This window comes from Haladaptatus salinisoli, from assembly GCF_020614375.1.
GTDB classification, from domain to species: domain Archaea; phylum Halobacteriota; class Halobacteria; order Halobacteriales; family Haladaptataceae; genus Haladaptatus; species Haladaptatus salinisoli.
Window position 1 is genome coordinate 1,030,630 of record NZ_CP085327.1, and the last position, 18,796, is coordinate 1,049,425.

The 18,796-nt window shown below is 68.2% G+C and carries 22 protein-coding genes; 11 read left to right on the forward strand and 11 right to left on the reverse strand.

The window, feature by feature from the left end:
• Positions 1 to 9: 9 nt before the first annotated feature.
• Together LIX00_RS05665 and LIX00_RS05670 are read right to left on the reverse strand one after the other, a co-directional pair.
• Entirely contained in the window at positions 10 to 282 is a 273-nt protein-coding gene (locus LIX00_RS05665) for a DUF8152 family protein (RefSeq protein WP_497007342.1), read from the reverse strand.
• Positions 283 to 319: 37 nt separating this feature from the next.
• Positions 320 to 1,201: a sulfurtransferase gene (locus LIX00_RS05670; protein WP_227355232.1), complete on the reverse strand. Its 882-nt coding sequence runs from the start codon at positions 1,199 to 1,201 to the stop codon at positions 320 to 322.
• 83 nt (positions 1,202 to 1,284) lie between these two features.
• On the opposite strand from LIX00_RS05670, the gene LIX00_RS05675 reads away from it, so the two are divergent.
• Positions 1,285 to 1,569, forward strand: a complete 285-nt coding sequence (locus LIX00_RS05675; protein WP_227355233.1) for a hypothetical protein — start codon at positions 1,285 to 1,287, stop codon at positions 1,567 to 1,569.
• On the opposite strand, the gene LIX00_RS05680 is transcribed toward LIX00_RS05675, so the two are convergent.
• The 3 genes from LIX00_RS05680 to LIX00_RS05690 form a co-directional block, all read right to left on the reverse strand.
• Entirely contained in the window at positions 1,553 to 2,947 is a 1,395-nt protein-coding gene (locus LIX00_RS05680; protein WP_227355234.1) for an FAD-binding oxidoreductase, read from the reverse strand. The two genes, LIX00_RS05675 and LIX00_RS05680, sit on opposite strands and share 17 nt — an antisense overlap.
• Positions 2,948 to 3,083: 136 nt before the next feature.
• A complete protein-coding gene (locus tag LIX00_RS05685; protein WP_227355235.1) occupies positions 3,084 to 3,521 on the reverse strand; it encodes a hypothetical protein in 438 nt (145 codons plus the stop codon).
• 86 nt (positions 3,522 to 3,607) lie between these two features.
• Positions 3,608 to 4,039 carry a DUF7548 family protein gene (locus LIX00_RS05690; RefSeq protein ID WP_227355236.1) on the reverse strand — a complete coding sequence of 144 codons (432 nt, stop codon included), beginning with the start codon at positions 4,037 to 4,039 and terminating at the stop codon, positions 3,608 to 3,610.
• A gap of 161 nt (positions 4,040 to 4,200) precedes the next feature.
• Here LIX00_RS05690 and LIX00_RS05695 point away from each other — a divergent pair, with 161 nt between their 5' ends.
• Positions 4,201 to 6,006 carry a S9 family peptidase gene (locus tag LIX00_RS05695; protein WP_227355237.1) on the forward strand — a complete coding sequence of 602 codons (1,806 nt, stop codon included), beginning with the start codon at positions 4,201 to 4,203 and terminating at the stop codon, positions 6,004 to 6,006.
• A gap of 34 nt (positions 6,007 to 6,040) precedes the next feature.
• Here LIX00_RS05695 and LIX00_RS05700 read toward each other — a convergent pair whose 3' ends face one another.
• Together LIX00_RS05700 and LIX00_RS05705 are read right to left on the reverse strand one after the other, a co-directional pair.
• The gene (locus LIX00_RS05700) at positions 6,041 to 7,015 is read right to left on the reverse strand and encodes a WD40/YVTN/BNR-like repeat-containing protein (RefSeq protein ID WP_227355238.1); all 975 of its coding nucleotides are present in this window, start codon (positions 7,013 to 7,015) and stop codon (positions 6,041 to 6,043) included.
• Positions 7,016 to 7,094: 79 nt separating this feature from the next.
• Positions 7,095 to 7,295 (reverse strand): 30S ribosomal protein S17e, encoded by a 201-nt coding sequence (locus tag LIX00_RS05705; protein WP_227355239.1) that lies wholly within the window; start codon positions 7,293 to 7,295, stop codon positions 7,095 to 7,097.
• 39 nt (positions 7,296 to 7,334) lie between these two features.
• Between LIX00_RS05705 and LIX00_RS05710 the strand changes: the two genes are divergently transcribed.
• Positions 7,335 to 7,751, forward strand: a complete 417-nt coding sequence (locus LIX00_RS05710; RefSeq protein WP_227355240.1) for a hypothetical protein — start codon at positions 7,335 to 7,337, stop codon at positions 7,749 to 7,751.
• A 19-nt stretch (positions 7,752 to 7,770) separates the two neighbouring features.
• On the opposite strand, the gene msrA is transcribed toward LIX00_RS05710, so the two are convergent.
• Positions 7,771 to 8,304, reverse strand: coding sequence for a peptide-methionine (S)-S-oxide reductase MsrA (gene msrA / locus LIX00_RS05715; RefSeq protein ID WP_227355241.1), 534 nt, complete (start codon positions 8,302 to 8,304; stop codon positions 7,771 to 7,773).
• 132 nt (positions 8,305 to 8,436) lie between these two features.
• Here msrA and LIX00_RS05720 point away from each other — a divergent pair, with 132 nt between their 5' ends.
• Positions 8,437 to 8,886: an ester cyclase gene (locus LIX00_RS05720; RefSeq protein ID WP_227355242.1), complete on the forward strand. Its 450-nt coding sequence runs from the start codon at positions 8,437 to 8,439 to the stop codon at positions 8,884 to 8,886.
• Positions 8,887 to 8,910: 24 nt separating this feature from the next.
• On the opposite strand, the gene LIX00_RS05725 is transcribed toward LIX00_RS05720, so the two are convergent.
• On the reverse strand, positions 8,911 to 9,708 hold the full coding sequence (locus LIX00_RS05725; RefSeq protein WP_227355243.1) for an alpha/beta fold hydrolase: 798 nt from the start codon (positions 9,706 to 9,708) through the stop codon (positions 8,911 to 8,913).
• Positions 9,709 to 9,798: 90 nt separating this feature from the next.
• Entirely contained in the window at positions 9,799 to 11,016 is a 1,218-nt protein-coding gene (locus tag LIX00_RS05730) for a polysaccharide deacetylase family protein (protein WP_227355244.1), read from the reverse strand.
• Positions 11,017 to 11,250: 234 nt separating this feature from the next.
• Here LIX00_RS05730 and LIX00_RS05735 point away from each other — a divergent pair, with 234 nt between their 5' ends.
• Positions 11,251 to 12,261 carry a transcription initiation factor IIB gene (locus tag LIX00_RS05735; RefSeq protein ID WP_227355245.1) on the forward strand — a complete coding sequence of 337 codons (1,011 nt, stop codon included), beginning with the start codon at positions 11,251 to 11,253 and terminating at the stop codon, positions 12,259 to 12,261.
• Here LIX00_RS05735 and LIX00_RS05740 read toward each other — a convergent pair whose 3' ends face one another.
• Positions 12,262 to 13,719 carry an Hvo_1808 family surface protein gene (locus LIX00_RS05740; RefSeq protein WP_227355246.1) on the reverse strand — a complete coding sequence of 486 codons (1,458 nt, stop codon included), beginning with the start codon at positions 13,717 to 13,719 and terminating at the stop codon, positions 12,262 to 12,264.
• 194 nt (positions 13,720 to 13,913) lie between these two features.
• On the opposite strand from LIX00_RS05740, the gene LIX00_RS05745 reads away from it, so the two are divergent.
• The 6 genes from LIX00_RS05745 to LIX00_RS05770 all read left to right on the forward strand — a co-directional run bounded on the left by LIX00_RS05745 (position 13,914) and on the right by LIX00_RS05770 (position 18,779).
• On the forward strand, positions 13,914 to 14,735 hold the full coding sequence (locus tag LIX00_RS05745; protein WP_227355247.1) for a GNAT family N-acetyltransferase: 822 nt from the start codon (positions 13,914 to 13,916) through the stop codon (positions 14,733 to 14,735).
• A gap of 105 nt (positions 14,736 to 14,840) precedes the next feature.
• On the forward strand, positions 14,841 to 15,779 hold the full coding sequence (locus LIX00_RS05750; protein WP_227355248.1) for a DUF4129 domain-containing protein: 939 nt from the start codon (positions 14,841 to 14,843) through the stop codon (positions 15,777 to 15,779).
• Entirely contained in the window at positions 15,776 to 16,345 is a 570-nt protein-coding gene (locus LIX00_RS05755; protein ID WP_227355249.1) for a DUF7269 family protein, read from the forward strand. The genes LIX00_RS05750 and LIX00_RS05755 overlap by 4 nt, the downstream gene beginning before the upstream one ends.
• Positions 16,342 to 17,613 carry a DUF58 domain-containing protein gene (locus tag LIX00_RS05760; protein ID WP_227355250.1) on the forward strand — a complete coding sequence of 424 codons (1,272 nt, stop codon included), beginning with the start codon at positions 16,342 to 16,344 and terminating at the stop codon, positions 17,611 to 17,613. The genes LIX00_RS05755 and LIX00_RS05760 overlap by 4 nt, the downstream gene beginning before the upstream one ends.
• Positions 17,610 to 18,107, forward strand: a complete 498-nt coding sequence (locus LIX00_RS05765; RefSeq protein ID WP_227355251.1) for a DUF7519 family protein — start codon at positions 17,610 to 17,612, stop codon at positions 18,105 to 18,107. The genes LIX00_RS05760 and LIX00_RS05765 overlap by 4 nt, the downstream gene beginning before the upstream one ends.
• A gap of 105 nt (positions 18,108 to 18,212) precedes the next feature.
• On the forward strand, positions 18,213 to 18,779 hold the full coding sequence (locus LIX00_RS05770) for a GNAT family N-acetyltransferase (RefSeq protein ID WP_227355252.1): 567 nt from the start codon (positions 18,213 to 18,215) through the stop codon (positions 18,777 to 18,779).
• Positions 18,780 to 18,796 lie beyond the last annotated feature (17 nt).

An 18,796-nucleotide genomic window follows, 5' to 3' on the forward strand; every position in this document is an offset into this window, starting at 1 on the left:
ACGTCTTCCTCAGTCCAGTTCCGACAGAATCTCGGTCGTCAACTCGCGCGCCCGCTCGACGTGCTCGTCCGCCTCCGAATCGCCGGTTCCATCGACGTGCGAGAGCAGTTCGTCGGCCTGCGAGACGCGCTTTTCCACGACCCGTTCGGATGCTCCCCTCGCGTCCGCGATAACCGCTTGGGCTTCGCCGAGGTACTGGCTCTCCCTCGTGGCCACCGGCAAGGAAGCGGTCGCTTCGAGGTGGGCGTGCAGGTCGGCGACGAGTTCGTGTACGTCTGTGATGGTCGCCCGTTCGCGCCGGCGGGAAAAGTGAGTGTCGCTACTCGCCTCGTTCGATGGGTGCGCGCACGGCGTTCCCCCACTCGGTCCACGAGCCGTCGTAGTTGCGCACGTCCTCGAAGCCGAGCAGTTCGTGGAGCGCGAACCACTCGATGGAGGAGCGTTCGCCGACCCGGCAGTAGGTGATGACCGACTCGTCGCCGTCCACGTCGTACTCGGCGTAGAGGTCGCGCAGTTCGTCGGCCGACTTGAACCGGCCGTCGTCGGCGAGCACCTTCGCGACCGGCACGTTGCTCGCGCCGGGGATGTGGCCGCCGCGCTGTGCGGTCTCTTTCAGCCCTTCGGGCGCGATGATTTCCCCTTTGAACTCCTCGGGCGACCGAACGTCCACCAGCGGGAGCCCCGACTCCATCGCCTTATCCACGTCGTCCTTGTACGCTCGAATCCCCTCGAACGGCCCCTTGGCGCGGTACTCCACCGAGGGGTGGTCGGGCACGTCGTCGGTCAGGGGGTAGTCGTTCTCGACCCAGTAGTCCTTCCCGCCGTTCAGCACGCGGGCGTCCTCGTGGCCGTAGTATTTGAACTCCCAGTAGGCGAACAGCGCGAACCAGTTCGGAATCCAGCCGTCCCCGTAGAAGACGACGGTCGAATCCTCGCCGATGCCGTGGTCGCCGACGACCCGCTCGAAGTCCTCCTTCTTGAGGATGTCGCGCTCCGTCTCGTCCGAGAGGTCTTCGTCCCACTGCAGGCCGATGGCCCCCGGAACGTGCCCTTGGTCGTAGCGCGACGGGAAATCCTCGTCGGGCGATTCGGGACTGTTCACCTCCACGAGACGGTACTCCGGGTCGTCGCTCTCGAACTCCTCGATGTGCTCTTCCACCCAGTCCGCCGAAACCAGAACGTCGTTTTCGTACTCGGGCATCGGAGCGTGGACGACGCCGAGGAGCAAAACGTTCCCGGCCGCGAGCCGGCAACTCTAATCGCGTGGCTCGCGTGGGTCGTCGCATGGCTCTCGACACGATTCGCGAATCCGTTGCGACGCTCCACGAATCGCGGGAGGCGATTCGAGACGGTCGAATCGCCGTCGCCGAGGCCGAGCGGGAACTCCGGTTTCGATACGCGGAGCTCCGGCGGCGAGTCGACGGCGGCAGGCGGGCCGTCGAACTGCTCCGGACCGACGGCCCGGACGCCGACTTAGAGCGCCTCCTGCTGGCGCTCGACGGTCGTCCAGACCGGCCCGGTCGCATCTATCGAGCCGACCGCCCCGACCGAGTCAGTCCGCCGCGCTGACGGGGGACGATCGCCCGAACACGCCGTCGGGGTCGTACAGCCGCTTCACCATCGTCAACCGCTCCTCGTTCGCGGCGAACGAGGAGCGGATCGCTTCATCCTCCTCGAGCATCGAGAAGTTGACGTAGGTCGCGCCCGTCGAGTACCGTTCCGTGGCGTCCCAGAACTCCTGTACCCACTCGACGTTCGCCTCGTCGTCCGCCGGGTCCTCCCACGTCCCGTCGATGCTGAGCAGCACCGACGCGTCCCGGTCGCCGAAGGCGGTTTCGTCGGCCCCGACGCGGGCTATCGCCCCGCCGAGCGACCGAATCGGGACGACCGACCGCGGCGACGGTCGGTCGCGGCAGAAGTCGAGTATCGTCCCGATCTCCTCGTCGCCGAAGTCGCCGAGGTAGTGCGATTTCCAGTAGTAGCGGTCGCCGTCCGGGAACATCGGGTCGAGCATCGACTGCACCTGCAGGTAAGTCGTCGGACCGCTCAGGTCGAGCAGCGGCGTCCCGAACTCGCGGAGCGGTCGCATCGCTTCGGCCCCCTCCTCGACCGACCCGACGTACATCCCGAGCACGCCGACGAAGGGCGTCCCGTGGAGTTCCTCGGGGAACATCGGGTGCTCCGGAACGCTCCAGACGGACACGTCCGCGGTTATCTCGTCGGGCGCGTCGGCCATGAACTCGTCCCACTTTCGGAACACCTCCTCCCCGTCGTCGAGGGGGTAGAGCGCGCCGATGAAGAACACCTCCGGGCCGAGCGGGTGGCACTCGTACTCGAAGGCGGTGACCACGCCGACCCCGCCGCCCCCGCCTCGGAGCGCCCAGAGCAGGTCCTCGTTTTCCTCCTCGCTCGCCCTGACGAACTCCCCCTCGCCGGTCACCACGTCCGCCGCGACGAGGGCGTCGCAGGTGAGCCCCCACTTGCGCCGCGTCCAGCCGTATCCTCCGCCGAGGGTGAGGCCGGCGATGCCCGTCTCGGAGACGACGCCGCCCGGAACGACGAGACCGAAGGCTTGCGTCTCCCAGTCCACGTCGCCCCACGTCGCGCCGCCTTGCGCCCTGACCCGGCGCTCCTCCGGATCGACGAGGACGCTCCGCATCCCCGAGAGGTCGATGACGACGCCCCCGTCGCACGTCGCGGTTCCGGCGACGTTGTGCCCGCCGCCGCGAACCGCGACCGGAACGTCGCGCTCGCGGGCGAAGTTCACGGCGGCTTTCACGTCGGCGACGCCGGAGCAGACGGCGATGACCGCCGGACGCGCGTCCCGCATCCCGTTCCATATCCGGCGCGCCCCCTCGTATCCGGAGTCGCCGGGTCGCAGCAGTTCCCCCCGAAATCCGTCTTCGAGGACCCGCACCTCGTCGGTTAGAAGGTCTTTCGTGCCCATCGTTCTTCCCCGGTTCTGTGTTAGCACGCCACGAGCAAAGCCGTATATCGCGTAGCGTCTGGCACGAGCGTCGAGGGAAATTACGGGGCGGTTCGTCGTCCGCGGTCGCCCGGTTCGGATTTCGCTCGGGCGACCGTTACCGCCGTCCCATCGCGTCCCGGTAGAGGGCGGCGGGGTCGGCCAGGTGATGCTCCGTACAGCGCCTCGCCAACTCGTCCTCGTCGCCCAGAACCGCCGCATCCTCGGGCGTCCACGTCTCGTGGACGTCCGCGAAGTAGTCGGCCTCGTCGGCTTCGTCGGGGTCGTCGGAGGCCGCGTAGAACTTGGTGTGGACGTGGATTTCGTCGGGGCGCTCGACGCGCTCGTCGTTCGAGTCGGGGTCGTCCGGGTAGACCACGTCGTTGTGGTAGGGGAGCGCGTCGTACTGCCGACGGACGGTCAGTCGTCCCTCGGGGCCGTCGACGGTCGCTGTCGCCCGCATGGCGAACTCGTGTTCGCTGCTCTCGACGCGCTCCGCGTCGCTCTCGACCACGTCGATACCGCCGGACGGGTCGCCGTCGGTAGCCGGCACCATCGTCGTCCAAGAGGTTCGCCGGTCGCAAATGGGTGTCGGCCCGAGCGCCGCTCGGGGTCGACCAAGGCACGACCGGGTTCCCTCGTCTACGCCTCGACCGCTCGCGTTCGGGTCGCGCGCCGAACCGACCGCGCGTACCAGAGGCCGGCGAGCGGAACGAGCAGCGTCAGACCGACGAGGAGCCACCGGTGGTACGCGAACTCGTCGGCGGTCGAGAGCTCCATCGCGACGTGCGGCGACAGGGTGACCGCCCACCAGACGGTGATGAGAAACGCGTAGCCGCCGAGGACGACGATGACGGCCGCGAGTACCGTCCGGTCGACGCGTCCGGCGTAGCCGAGGACGAGCGCGAGGAGGACGAGAAGCGTGAGCACGCCCGCGAACCGCACCCCGGCGAGCGGCGCGCGGTAGTAGACGGCGACGCTCTCGGGGTTCGTCACGAGGTACGGTATCGCGAGCGCGCCGAGAACCGCGAGGCAGACCGCGGCGCAGACGGCCGCTGCGTCTCGGTGTCGCATGCGCGCACTCACGGCGTCGGTTTCCATAAACGCGCGGGCGGCCGAGCGAGTGGACGCGGCGGGTCGGCGACGAACCGATCGAGGCCGACGAACGTGATTCCGAGATTACAGAAGCGTCGTTCGGGAAACACTTATTAGTTGATATATTTCACCTTGAGTCGATGACAGAGGAATTCTCCCTCGAAGACCTCGCCAGTCTCCCCGAGTTTCACCACCCCGCCGCCTCGCCCGACGGCGAGCGAGTCGCGGTCTACTACGACGGGACCGGTCGCAACGAACTCCACGTCGTCGACGTGGCGACGGGCGAGATGCGGCGGGTGAGCGACGGGGAGGTGCCCCGAAACGCCCGCTGGCCCTTCATGTGGGCGCCCGACGGCGAGCGCATCTACTTCCACAACGACGACGCGGGCGACGAACAGAACGACGTCTGGGAACTCGACCTCGACGGGAACGCCTCGCCCGTCGTCGAGGATTCGGGTCAGTGCATCCTCTTCGACGTCCACGGCGACCGACTCCTCTACGGCAGCAGCGCGGGCGGGCAGATGAACCTCTACCGCTACGACCGCGAGACGGGGACGAGCGACCGACTCACCGAGTACGAGTTGGGGGTTCACTTCGCGTCGTTCAGCCCCGACGGCGACCGAATCGCGTACGGAACCAACGAGTCGGACGACTTGAAAAACAGCGACGTGTACGTGGCCGACGCCGACGGGTCGAACCCTCGAAACCTCGAAATCGGCGTCGACGGAAGCGAATCGCGCTTCGCCGACTGGTCGGCCGACGGAACCGAACTGCTCGTCTCGGACGACACCGAAGACAAGACGCGCTGCGGCGTCTACGACCTCGAAACCGACGAGATAGAGTGGTTCGGAGCGGGCGAGCGCGTCGAAAATCCCGTCGCCTTCCTTCCGGACGAACGCGGCTTCCTCGCGCTCCTGACGCGCCGCGCCGCTGTCGTCCCCCTCGTCTACGATGTCGAGGGGAACGCGACCGAACTCGACCTCCCCGTCGGCGTCGCGTCGTTCCCCCGGTACGGCGACGCCGCCCTGCTCGGCGACGGACGGGTGCTCGTGGAGCAGACGACGCCGACGCAGCGACCCGCGCTGCTCGTCCACGACGTCGGGTCCGGCGAGACGCGGACGCTCATCGAACCGGAGTACGGCGACGTCGACCCGGACTCGTTCGCGGACGCGGAGTACGTCACCTTCGAATCGCACGACGGGCTCGAAATCGGCGGCCTGCTGTACGACTCGGGCGAGCGACCCTCTCCGGCGGTCGTGAAGGTCCACGGCGGCCCGGCGTCGCACGACCTCCGGCGGTTCGACCAGCGCGCGCAGTTCCTGACGAACCGAGGGTACAGCGTCCTCGAAATCAACTACCGCGGTTCGCTCGGCCGGGGGCGCGAGTTCAAGAACAGCCTCGTCGGCGACTGGGGCGGCGCGGAACAGGACGACATCGCCGAGGGCGTCCGCTGGCTCCGCGAGCGGGAGCGGATAGACGAGGAGCGAATCGTCGTCTACGGCGGTTCCTACGGCGGTTACAGCGCCTACTGGCAGATGGTTCGGTATCCGGAGCTGTACGCGGCGGGCATCGCGTGGGTCGGCGTCACCGACCTCCACGACATGTACGAGAACACGATGCCCCACTTCCGGACCGGACTCATGGAGAAGTACTTGGGCGACCCCGAGGAGAACCACGACCTCTACCGGGAGCGCAGTCCCGTCGAGTACGCCGAGAATTTGGACAAGCCCCTCCTGATGGTGCACGGCGTCAACGACCGCCGGGTGCCCGTCTCGCAGGCTAGGCTGTTCCGCGACGCGCTTGACGACGTCGGGTTCGAGGAAGGCGCTGACTACGAGTACGAGGAGCTCGGCGCGGAGGGCCACGGGAGCACCGACATCGATCAGAAGATTCGCTCGTTCGAACTCCTCGACGACTTCCTCGACCGGCGGGTCGCGGCGCAGTAAATCGCCGGCGTCCCGTTCGACCGACGCACCCGGCCTACGGGAGCACCGCCAACCCGCGCGCCGTCTCTCGTTCGAACTCCGCGGGCCACTCCGCGTCGAGTTCGTCCCACGTCGTTCCCGCGTCCTCGGTGCGGTAGAGTCCGCGGTTGTTGACGGCGTACAGCTCGCCCCCGGCGGTTCCGGATTCGAACACCGTCCGCGTGACGCCCTCGCCGGTCGGCAGTCCGTCGAGTCGTTCCCACGGTTCGCCGTCCCGTTTGCGGTAGACGTACGATTCGGCGGCGCTAGCGTTGTGCGCGGTTCGAGGGCCGCTGGCGCTCGAGAGGAGGACGGTGTCCGGGTCGTCCGGCGCGAGGGCGACGCTCCAGCAGTAGCGGTGGTCGAGGCCGTCCTGCGGGTACTCCCACGTCTCGCCGCCGTCGTCGGACTCGGCGTAGCCGTCGCCCGCGGCGGACCAGACGCGGTCCGCCGCGTCGGGGTGGGTCGTCAGCGAGTGGTTGTCCCGACGGGCGCTCGAAACCCGGTCCTCCCACGTCTCGCCCGCGTCGTGCGTCTGCACGAGCGCGCCGGCCTCGATGCCGACGTAGAGGTGTTCCGGGTCGTGAGGGTCGGGTTCGACCCACCGGACGTGGTGGGTGTGCGGGCGCGGCGGGAACGACCACTGGGGCTCGGAGGGCAGGTCGGTCAGCCCCTCGCGTCGCTCCCACGAATCGCCGCCGTCGGTGCTCCGGTAGACCGCGCTCGGCTCCGTCCCGACCCACGCCGTCTCCGGGTCGTCCGGATCGACGGCGAGCGACATCACCGACTCCCGAATCGTCTCCTCGCCGACCGGGTGGAACGTCTCGCCCCCGTCCTCGCTCCGGAAGAGGCCGGCGTCGAACGTCCCGCAGAAGACGCGGTCCGCCGTCGCGGCGACGCACTCCAGGTCGTGATCGTCCAGTCGTACCCCCTTCGTCCCCGTCTCGTCGGCGACGAGGAGTCCGCTCCGCATCGCGGCGTACAGTTCCATACTCGCGACTACGCGCTCCAGACGCCTGAATCTATCCGGAAGTAACAATAGTTTTATATAACGGGCGCTCGCCGAGCCGTCACAGGTAGCGCTCTTCCTCCCCTTGCCCCCGTTTTCTCGTGATGTATCCGGCGATTCGGTTGCGAACGTCCTTCGACGTGACGTTCGTCAACTTCTCGACGCTCTCTTTATTCTGGTCGAAGTCGTCGGTGAACGCTTCGGGGTAGCGCTCCAGCAGGATGTTCCCCACTTTCTTCACGTACGCGGGACGGACTGGCATCGGTACCGGTACTGAACACGGCGGTCGGTAAAACGATTGATGACGCTCGACCCCGTCGACGTCGATTTAACCGGCGGTCGCCTCTGTGGAGGAATGGAACGATCGAACTCGGCGGCGGGCGCGGCGCTCGCCGACCGCCCTCGACTGACCCTCGTCGCGGGCGCGCTGGTGGTCGGTGCGGGCTACCGCCGCCGCTCGCTCGCGGCGAGCCTCGTCCTCGGAGCGTCGCCCCTCCTCGCCGATATGACGGCCTATCTGGTTCGAGACGCGCTCGCCGGCGCGCCCCTCTCGCCGGGGCGCGTGCTCTTTCTGTACTCGCGGACGCCCTACGCGCTGGTCGGTGCCGGCGCGTTGTACCTACTCGGGTACGGTTCGTCCCGGATTCGGCGCGGTTCCGAAACGGACCGGACCGCGACCGCTTCGACGGAAAAACGGCTGAGGGAAGACGGCTCATAATCGCTCCACCGCCGTCTCGTTATTCTCGAATTTTCTTGGCGAACTTCTCGCGCACCTTCCGAATCTTCGGTTGGGCGTTCACCGTGCAGTAGGCGTCGTTCGGGTTCTTCTCGAAGTAGTTCTGGTGGTACTCCTCGGCCTCGTAGAACGCCTCCAGCGGTTCCACCTCCGTCACGATGGGGCCGTCGAACGCCTCCGCCGCTTCGAGTTCGTCGATGAACCGCTCGGCGGTCTCCTTCTGCTCGTCGTCGTGGTAGAACACGGCGGAGCGGTACTGCGACCCCACGTCCGGCCCCTGTCGGTTCAGCGTCGTCGGGTCGTGGATGGTGAAGAACACCTGTAGCAGTTCGTCGTAGCCGACCCGCTCGGGGTCGTAGGTCACCTGCACGACCTCCGCGTGGCCCGTCCCGCCGGAGCAGACCTCCTCGTAACTCGGGTACTCGACCGACCCGCCCGCGTACCCCGACGTGACCGATTCTACGCCCTCTAACTCCTCGAACGCGGGTTCGAGACACCAGAAACATCCGCCTGCGAGCGTCGCTCGTTTCGTCATAGGAGGTCGTAGGAGGTCGAGGCGTTAAGGTGCACCGATGGCGGCCGACGCTACCGGCGGTCGGCCGGGACGCGACGGAGCGGCCGGGATAGGGGCGCAAAGGTGAATCCGCCGCGCGGCGTAGGTGTCACCATGTCCACGCGGGAAGAGCGGAACAAAGCGGTCGTTCGTCGGTACGCCGACGAGGTGTGGGGGGAGGGGAACGTCGACGCCATGGACGAGTTACTGACGCCCGAGCAGGTGTACCACGACCCGACGTTCTCCGGCGCGGAGCACGTCGACGAGTTCAAGGAGTTCATCCGCGGCTACCGCGCCGCGTTCCCCGACCTCCGGTACGACGTCGAGGGAATCGTCGCCGAGGACGATTACGTCGCCTTCTGGGGTCGGGTGCGCGGAACCCAGGAGGGCGAGTTCCTCGGCGTCCCGCCGACCGGGAACCGCATCGACATCATGGGAATCGGCGTCGTGCGACTCGAAGACGGGAAGATAGCCGAGCGATGGGCGAACTTCGACGTGTACGGGATGATGAAACAGCTCGACGCCGACCCGACCGTGGTCGACCGCAGCGACGAGGCGGAGTAGCGATTCGGGCGAACGCGAGCCGGGCTACACCCGCCGGAGGAACGTTCGTACCTCGGCGTAGGCGTCGTCGTACTCGTCCTCCAGCACGTAGTGGCCGGCGTCGCGGACGTGCACCAACCGTCCGTCGGGCAGCAGGTCGGCGGCGTCCAGGTCTCGAACCCGCCGCTCGACGTCGCCGTCGGAGCGCAGCACGAGCGTCGGACAGGGGATTCCGGGGAAGACGTCGACGATCGGGGAGGGGTAGCCCTCGCGCGCGATTTCGGCCACTCGGGGACTGCACTCCAGGGATGCGGTCGCGAGGCGTCGGGCCTGCTCCGGATCCCGCTCCTCGTAGTGTTCCGCGACCACTTCCTCCACCGATTTTCCGTCCACCCCTTCGAGCCGCTCGCGGACGATGGCCGCCAGTTCGTCGGGCGCGAGGTCGGGCGTCTCGTGCATCCCCGTGGGGTCCTCGAGCACCAGCGCGCGAGGGAGGCCGGGGCGTTCGGCGGCCGTCCAGGCCGCGGTCGCGCCGCCCATCGAGTGCCCGAACAACACCGGATTCTCGAGTTCCAACCCGCGCACCACGCCGGCGAGGTCGGCGACCCGGTTTTCGACGTCGTAGCCCGTCGCCGGGGCGTCCGAGCGACCGTGTCCGCGGGCGTCGTAGGCAACCACGTCGTAGTCGTCGGCGAGGTCCTCGGCGAGCGGCACCCACCGCCGGCCGCCGTCGTAGAATCCGTGGGCCATCACTATCAGCGGCCCGTCGCCGATTCGGTAGTACCGTAGGTCGACCCCGTTCGCGCGGACGGTGTCCGCGCTCCACTCGTCGGAGAGATTCATCGGAGTTTCCACTTCGGAGAACGGTCGTTTAAACTGTTCGTCCGGTCGAGGGTTCGAACCGCACGGAGAGACGCGACGAAGCCGCCCGAATCACAGTTCCAGAAAGTCCGAGGCGGTGACGACCTTCACGTCCCGTTCTTTCACGTACCGCAACAGCTCCTCGAACTCGCCTTCCCCGATATCGCCTCCCGTCCCGACCTCGTGGAACAGGGGAACGACGTACTGGCCGTACTCGGCGGCGTAGTCCACGAACTCCTTCACCACCGCCACGTCCTTGCCGTACACCCGCGAGACGATGGCGTCCTCGCGCACGAACGGCATCCCGTTCGGACAGCCGCCGAAGCTGAAGACGGTGTCGTAGTACCGCCGGGCGAGGTCGAACGTCTCCGAGCCGACGAGGTTCTTTGGGACGAGCAGGTGGCGCGCCCCGTCGTCGAACCCCCGCGATTCGAGGTAGCCCCGTGCCTCCTTGAGGAGGGCTCTCTGTTCGTCCGCGGAGTACTCCGGGAGGAAGCGCGCGCCGACGTTGGGATGGGCCGAGATATCCCACCCGCCCTCCGCCATCGCCGACAGTTGGTCTTCGGTCAGCCGATCGTCGTCCCCGACGCTCCCGGGGATGACGCCCTCGACGCCCGCGAATCCGTACCGCTCCATCAGTTCGAACGCGCGGTAGTGGCTGGCGTAGCTGTCGTCGAAGGTGAACGTCACGTAACCTCCGTCCGCGCCAGCGACCGTCCGGAGGTCGTCAACGAGGAACTCCACGGGCGTCTCGGCGTTCGGGTCGAGCGGCCGCCCGACGACGCGGAGTTTCCGTACGCGCGAGAGGTCCGCCCCGGCCGTCCGGCCGGTGACGCCGAAGTTGACGCGCATCCACCGGTTCCTCGGGCCGAGCACGGTTCGCTTGAGGACCACCTTTCGCTCGTCGTCGGGCGCGAGGAGTTCGACGGCGACCTTCGCCCGTTCGTGGGAGGTGAACTTGACCGCCATCGAGAAGTTCGTCCCGCGGAGGTCGGCGCTCGAGAGCGACTTGACGATGTGCCCCTCCTTCGTCTCCTCGCTTCCGGTCACGCGGGCGCACCGCGACCCCTCGTAGGCGTCGGTCGATTTCGAGAGCGACCCCCGTCGTTCGACCGCCTGCCAGTGGCCGAGGGACTCGAAATCGTCGGCGACCGCCACGCTCGGCGCTCCGGAGCCGCTCACCTTTCCGGCATCGTCGCTCTTCGCCGCCTCCATAGAAAGCGACGAGCACCCCGCGAGTCCGGCCGCGCCGGTCGCGGCGAGGAACGCTCGTCGCGTCTGTCGCATCATCGCTGGCGGGTTGGAAGAACCGGCCGTATATTCTTATGCAGAGTTTAATGTGAGCAGACACGTTCGGGATTCAACCGAGGTTTCCAGTCGTGACGAGGGAGCGTCATTACGCTCCGACGAACGGTGGCACGCCTCCCGCGAAGCATTTAAGTACTTCCGGACCTAACTATAGGTTAGTAAGCCGACTCCCAGCCGACGGTATCTCACTTCTGAGAGCCGGTTTTCATCCTCATCATGACGAGTACGACAGTTCACCAGAGAGACCGAACAGTATCGAACACCGAACGAGAACGAGAGCGAGAGAGCGCCGAACGAGACGTCTGTCCCGAGTGCGGCGGTCGCCTCGTCGCCGACGACGAACACGCCGAGACGACCTGCGCGAAGTGCGGTCTCGTCGTCGAAGCGGACGCCATCGACCGCGGGCCGGAGTGGCGCGCCTTCGACGCGGCCGAACGCGACTCGAAATCGCGGGTCGGCGCGCCGACGACGAAGATGATGCACGACAAGGGGTTGTCGAGCAGCATCGGCTGGCAGGACAGGGACGCCTACGGGAACTCGCTGGGGTCGCGCCAGCGCGAGAAGATGCAGCGACTCCGCACGTGGGACGAACGCTTCCGCACGCGCAACAGCAAGGAGCGCAATCTCAAGCAGGCGCTGGGCGAGATCGAGCGGATGGCCTCGGCCCTCGGCCTCCCCAAGAACGTCCGCGAGACCGCCAGCGTCATCTACCGCCGGGCATTGAAAGAGGACCTGCTGCCGGGACGCTCCATCGAGGGCGTGGCGACCGCCTCGCTCTACGCGGCCGCCCGCCAGACCGGCGTCCCCCGAAGTCTGGACGAGGTGGCGAGCGTCAGCCGCATCGACGAGATGGAGTTCAAGCGCACCTACCGCTACATCGTGCGCGAACTCGGCCTCGAAGTGAAACCCGCCGACCCCGCGCAGTACCTCAACCGGTTCGAGAGCGAAGTCGAACTCGGCGCGGAGACGAAGCGCCGCGCGCACGAACTGCTCGCGACCGCACAGGAGCTGGGCGTCACCAGCGGGAAGTCGCCCATCGGCCTCGCCGCCGCCGCGCTGTACGCCGCCGCGCTGCTCGAAGGCGAGGATTTGACGCAGGACGCGGTGAGCGATATCAGCGGCGTGAGCACGGTCACCATCCGTAACCGCTACCACGACCTGCTGGCCGCCGCCGACGAGACGCAGGCGCTCCCGTCGAACGTCTCCATCGACGGAGTCACGGCGTAATCATCGATTTTCGCGCAACGACGAAGACCGACGAGCGTCGGCCCCGGAACTGGGTCGGATCTCACCCAGATCGGCGATCGTCGGTCCGTTCACTATCGTCACGGTTCGCCCGTCGCGGACGATTCGGAAGGCGTCGGCGAACCCGCCGCCTTCGATGACCCACGTTCCGGGGGCGACGCGCGTCGCGTTCTGACCGCGGAGGAGGTCGCGGTACGCCCGCGCGAACTCGGTCGCGTCCGCCGACGAATCCCACTTCGTCCGCCAGACGTAGCCTCGCTCGTCGCCCTTGTGGTAGGGCCAGAGTCGGTCGTTCGCCCACCCGTCCGAGGGTTCGCTGGTGTAGTTGAAAACGTCGAACTCGCCGGCCTCGGGGTCTTCGAACTCCCGCCACCGGATGACCGGGTTGTCGTAGACCCGGCCCTGATACCAGAACATCGCGTATATTCCGGCTTCCCCGACCGTCTCCGACCCGTTTTCTCCCTTTTCGCCGTAGAGTCGCCACCCGTTTCTCGCTCGTCCGTCGAGCCGGAGCGACGCGGGCGGGGCGTTTCGCGTCTCCGGGTCGATGACCTGCTCGGACGACTTCGGCGGATTCCCGTACTCTCGCTCGACCGCGTCCCAGCCGTCCGATTCGACGATCGAGGCGACGTACGCGGGGCCGTCGGAGTACGGTTGAATCGTCGCCACCTGCATGGCGAGGTTGTAGGGGGGGAGCGGGCCGCCGCCGTAGGGCGTCCGCCGCGGTTCCGGGCCGGGCGTCTCGACGCACTCCCACTCCGCACCGCAGCGCTGCACGTACCGTTTTTCGACGTACGACGCTTCGCCCTCGGTCAGCCCTTGGAGGCCTCGCTGTCCGTCCATCGTCTGGGCTTCGAACTGCGAGGTGTTCAGGTCGCCCCGCTGGTCCTGGAGCGCGTGCGTGAGTTCGTGAATCAGCGTCGCGTTATCCACCACGAGTTCACCGTCGGAGATGACGAATATCTCGTCCTCGCCCGGTAGGTAGAATCCGGCGATGCGCTCCTGCGAGAGCCGCGTCCGTTCGCGGACGGCGTCGGTCGGTTCGTCGGTGACGAACATCGCTTCCCATATCTGGTTCTCCCACGCCCGCTGTGCGGGCGTGGACTGCGCTCGCAACTGGCTCCGAACGATTCGGCTGAATCGTTCGCGCGGGAGCGATTCGACCGTCACGTTCCGGGCGAACTCCTCCTCGCGGATGAACTCCACGCGCGCCATCGCCCGACCCACGTACGCCCGGAGTTCGGCGTCCGTCAGCCCGTCGCTCTGGTCGACGGCGATGCTCTCGTTGTGCCAGTAGCCGTTCTCCCAACCGAGCACGTCCGAGTCCGGGTCGGGCGGCGGACCGACGTTTCCGCGCTCGCCGGCCGCGCTATCGGTCACGCAGACCGCCGGTGCGACGCAAACGAGCAGAACGACGACGACTACCCCCACACCTCGCATACAGGCGACACGGACGCCGGGAGCATAACGGTTCGCCGTTGGTTACCGCGCCGCGTCGCTCGAATTTGCTCGGACCCGGACGGAGGTTTTATCCCGGACGGCGGGCCGAACGACGAGAGCGCGGTACCGCGCCGCGAACCGGACTCCGAACGAAACCGAGTAGTATCGGAGCATCCGTCACCGGATTTATCGACGTGGCGGGCGAAGGCTACGCCATGGAACTCCGCGAACCCACTTCGGACGACACGGAGCGAATGCGCGAAGTCGCACAGAGCGCGATGACGACCTCCTACGCGCTCAGCCCGCAGCAGATCGAGACGATAGCCGAGGAGCAGTTCGGCGAGGAACGGCTGACGCGGACGTTCGACGACTCGGACGCCGTCGTCCTCGTCGCGGAGAGCGACGAGTGGGACACCGTCGTCGGCTTCGTCGTCGGCGAGCGCGACGGGTCGGAGGGCGAGGTGCGGTGGCTGATGGTCGACCCCGAGCACCGCGGCGCGGGGGTCGGCACCCAGTTGTTCGAGGCCGCCGTCGAATCGCTTCGGGAGAACGCGGAGCACGTCTCGGCGACGACCCTCGAAGCGAACACGGAGGGCCACGACTTCTTCGAGCAGTTCGGCTTAGAGCGGACGGACGAGCGGCGGGTCGATATCGGCGACGAGTCGCTCGTGGAGTACGTCTACGTCGAGTCGGAGGCTGCCGACGAAGCGCCGACCGAAGCGGCCGAGGAGGGGGACGACCTTCCGAACGCGGAGACGCGCGACGGGGTGACGACCGCGACGACCGAGGACGGCGAGGAGGTGTACGTCGACCGCGACGAGGTGGAGTCGGGAACCGATGGACCCTTCTACGCCGCCTACACCGACGAGGAACACACCGAGCAGTTCGGCTACTACTGTAGCAACTGCGGCTCGTTGGACACGACGATGGACAACGTGGAGCGCATCGAGTGCGCCGAGTGCGGTAACACCCACGCCTCGCGCTCGAACGAGGAGTACGACGAGTCGTACCTCTAGGGCGAACGACGGCGGGAGAGGGACGCGCCCCTCCGCTCGGCCGAGGCCGACTCCTTCCTGAGAGAAGACAGAAAAACTAAGTTTTCAATCCCGCTACTCGGTAGCGTGGATACAGACACCGCCCGTCCCGTCGTCATCGCGCTCCTCTGCGTCCTCGCCATCTCCCTCGCCGCCGCGACGCTGAACTCGGCCGTGACCGAGGACGGCTCCGGCGGCACCGGGTTCGGCTCCGGTTCCGGCGGCACCGGATTCGGCGAGGAAAACCGGTCGTCCCCGTCCGGGGGACGCGGAGCGGCCCTGTCAGTGCCGATAGAACTCCCCTGTTACCCCGTTCTCGCGAGCGGCCCCGCGATACTCGCTATCGCGGGCGCGTTTCTCCTCCTCGTCGGCGTCGCCTACCGACGGAAAGGGCTCCTCGGCGCTTTCGCCATCGTCGGCCCCGTCGGCGTTCCGATACTGCTGGTTCACGCCCTGTTGACCGCGTGCACCGTCTCGGCTCCCCGCGGGTCGAAGGGCCGCTTACTCCCCTTCAACCGGAGCAACTTCTCGCTCCCGGGGGGCGGTTCCGGCGGCCTCGGCGACGGCGCGTCGACCGTGATGACGCCCTCGCTCGCGCTGTTCGTCGTCCTCGGAATCGCGCTCGTCGGGGCGGTCGTCCTCCTCGTGAAGAGCTCCGGCGGTAGCGAACCCGACACGCCGGCGAGCGAGGAGACGCCCGGCGAGGAGGACGTCGCCGCAGTCGGGCGGGCGGCGGGCGAGGCGGCGGACCGCATCGAGTCCGAGGCGAGCGTCGAGAACGAGGTGTACCGCGCGTGGCGCGAGATGACCCGCCACCTCGACGTGCGCGCCCCCGAATCGAGCACGCCCGGCGAGTTCGCCGCGGCGGCGGTCGACGCCGGAATGGGCCGGGAGGACGTGTCCGAACTGACGGCCGTCTTCGAGGAAGTCCGGTACGGCGGCGAGGACGCGACCGGCGACCGCGAGCGACGGGCCGTGTCCGCGCTCCGCCGAATCGAACGCCGCTACGCGGAGGACGAGCGATGAAGGACCGACCGATCCTCACGGCGGCCGGCATCCTCGCCGTCGGCTGGGGACTCGCGGTCGCGTTCGCGCCGGAGCTCGCGGCGGTGGTGCCGACCGGGGATGTGTTCCTGAATCTCGTCGGGGTGTTGGCGCTCGTCCAAGGGCTCCGCGTCGTCCAGAGCAGACGCCGCCGCGACGTGGAAGGCGCGGCGACGGGCGACCCGGAGACGAACGTGACGCATCCGACGCCGGGCCAGGAGTTCGACGAGCGCCTGCGAACCGTCCACTCCGGGTCGCGGTCGCAGCGCTTCCGGTCGCAGAAACGGCTCAGGCAGCACCTCGAACGGTCGCTCCTCGAGGCCATCGTCCAGCGCGAAGGCTGCTCGGAGGACGACGCGAAGGCGCGGGTAGAGACCGGCGACTGGACGGACGACCCGTACGCCGCCGCGTTCCTCGGCGGCCCGTCCGCGCCTCGCCGCTCGTGGGGCGAGTGGCTTCGGCAGTCGTTCGGCGGCGAGACGACCTTCCAGCGGCGAGCGCGCCGAACCGCCGACGCCGTCACCGGCTACGTGGAGGACGACCGATGACCGTCCGCGAGACGAACCGCTGGCACGGCGTGAGCGCGGTCGCGCTCCTCGCCGCGGCGGTCGGCGTGTTCGTCGGCAGTCCCGTCACGCTCCTCGTGGGCGTGGTCGGCGTCGCGTTCGCGGCCTACGCGAGAACCGCGACGCCCCCGACGACCGACCTCGAACTGACGCGCACCGTGAGCGACGCGACCCCGGAACCGGGGGACGAGATTCGGGTCGAGGTGGCGGTCGAGAACGTCGGAGACGCGACCGTCCCCGACCTCCGCGTCATCGACGGCGTGCCCGAGGCGCTGGAGGTGACCTCCGGGTCGCCCCGACTCGGAACCGCGCTCCGTCCCGGCAAGCGGGCGGCGTTCGCCTACCGCGTCGAGGCGGTTCGCGGCGAACACGCCTTCGAACCGGCGCAGGTGCTCGCCCGCGACTTCAGCGGGGCCGTCGAGCGCGAGTTCGAGCTAGCTGACGAGACGGCGATAACGTGCACGCCCCGGCTCGCGGCGACGGCGGAGTCGGTTCCGCTCAGGGAACAGACGATTCGCCACACCGGGCGGGTGGCGACGCGCGAAGGCGGAACGGGCGTCGAGTTCCACGCCACCCGCGAGTACCGCCCCGGCGACCCACTCTCGCGCATCGACTGGAACCGAAAGGCGCGGACGGGCGAACTGACGACGGTCGAGTTCCGCGAGGAGCAGACCGCCACCGTCGTTCTGCTCGTGGACACGCGAGCGAAGGCGTATCTCGCGACCGACGTCGACGACCCCGGCGCGGTCGAGCACGCGGTCCGCGCCGCCGGCGACGCGTTCAGCGCCCTGCTCGACAACGGCGACCGCGTCGGAATCGCCGCGTTCGGCCCCGAAGAGGCGTGGCTGTCGCCCGGCACGGGAACGTACCACCGGGCGGAAGCGCGGGAACTCCTCTCGCACGCGGACGCCTTCGCGCTCGAACCGCCGACCGGGACGTTCTACTCGACGCTGCGGATGCGGTGGCTCCTTCGGCGGCTTCCGACGGACGCGCAGGTGGTGTTCTTCTCGCCGCTCTGCGACCGCTTCGCGCCGGAAGTGGCTCGGCGGATCGACGCCGGCGGCCACGCCGTGACCGTCATCAGCCCCGACCCGACCGGCGACGCGACCCCCGGACAGCGACTCGCTCGGGCGGAGCGACTCCGCCGACTCCAGTCGCTCCGGGCCGGCGGACTGCGGGTCGTCGACTGGGACGCCGACGAGTCGCTCGGCGTGGCGCTGGCCCGTGCGAACCGGAGGTGGCTCCGATGAGCGAGATAGACCGCTCGCCCGCCCGTGCGAGCCAACTGCTCGCCGTCATCGCGGGCTCCGTCGCGCTCGGCGCGAGCGCGTTCGTCGGCGGAAGCGGCGCGCTCGCCGGGTTGCTCGGGTTGGCGCTCGTCGCCCTCGGCGTCGTCCGAGGGTCGCGCCGCGGGGTGACCGTCGGGAGTTTCGCCCTCCTGTGCGGCGTGCTCGCGGGCGGACTCGTCTCGGCCCCCGCCGAACTCCTGATTCCCGGGGCGATGGCGACGGTGCTCGCGTGGGACTTCGGCGAGCAGGCCATCAACGTCGGCGAGCAACTGGGCCGCGAGGCGGACACCCAGCGCCTCGAACTCACCCACGCCGCCGCGAGCACCGTGGTCGCGGTCTCGGCGGGCGGCGTGGGCTACGGGATGTACCTGCTCGGAAGCGGCGGGCAACCGATGACCGCGCTGGTGTCCCTGCTCATCGCGGCGCTGGCGCTCACGTCGGCGCTCCGGGCGTGAATCGTCTTTTCCGAAGACGCTTTCGACGAGGGGATTTCGACGGAGACGACCCTACTCGTCCGAGGTTGCAGAAGACGTATGACGGGTGTCGCCGACACGGAATTCATGCCCGGAGCATACGCACAGAGCGGCGAGCGCATCACACTCCGGACGGTCGAACGGGAGGATATTTCGTTCGTCCAGCGCGCGCTGACGAACCCCGAACTCCGCTATCCGATCGGCAACCCGGTTATGAATCGGGAGCGACTCGAGGAACACGTCGAGGACGACGATTCCGACCGGTTCCTCGTCTGTCTGGAGGAGGGAGCGGCGAGTCCGGGGCAACCCGACGAGGCCGACGCCGACGTGACGCGCATCGGCGGAGTGACCGTCACGGACGCCGATTGGAAACGCCCGGAACTCGGCTACTGGCTCGTCCCGGAGGTGCACGGCCGAGGCTACGGCAAGGAGGCCGTCTCGCTGGTCATCGAGTACGTCTTTCGAACGTACGACACCCCCGCCGTGGGCGCGGAAGCCTTCGATTTCAACGACGCCTCCCGCGGCCTGCTGGAGTCGCTCGGGTTCGCCGAGGAGGGCCGCCGCCGGAAGTACATGTTCGTCGACGGCGAGCACCGCGACATGGTTCAGTACGGACTCCTCCGTCGGGAGTGGCGCGAGCGGGAACGAGAATAGTCGTTGCGGCGGGCGAT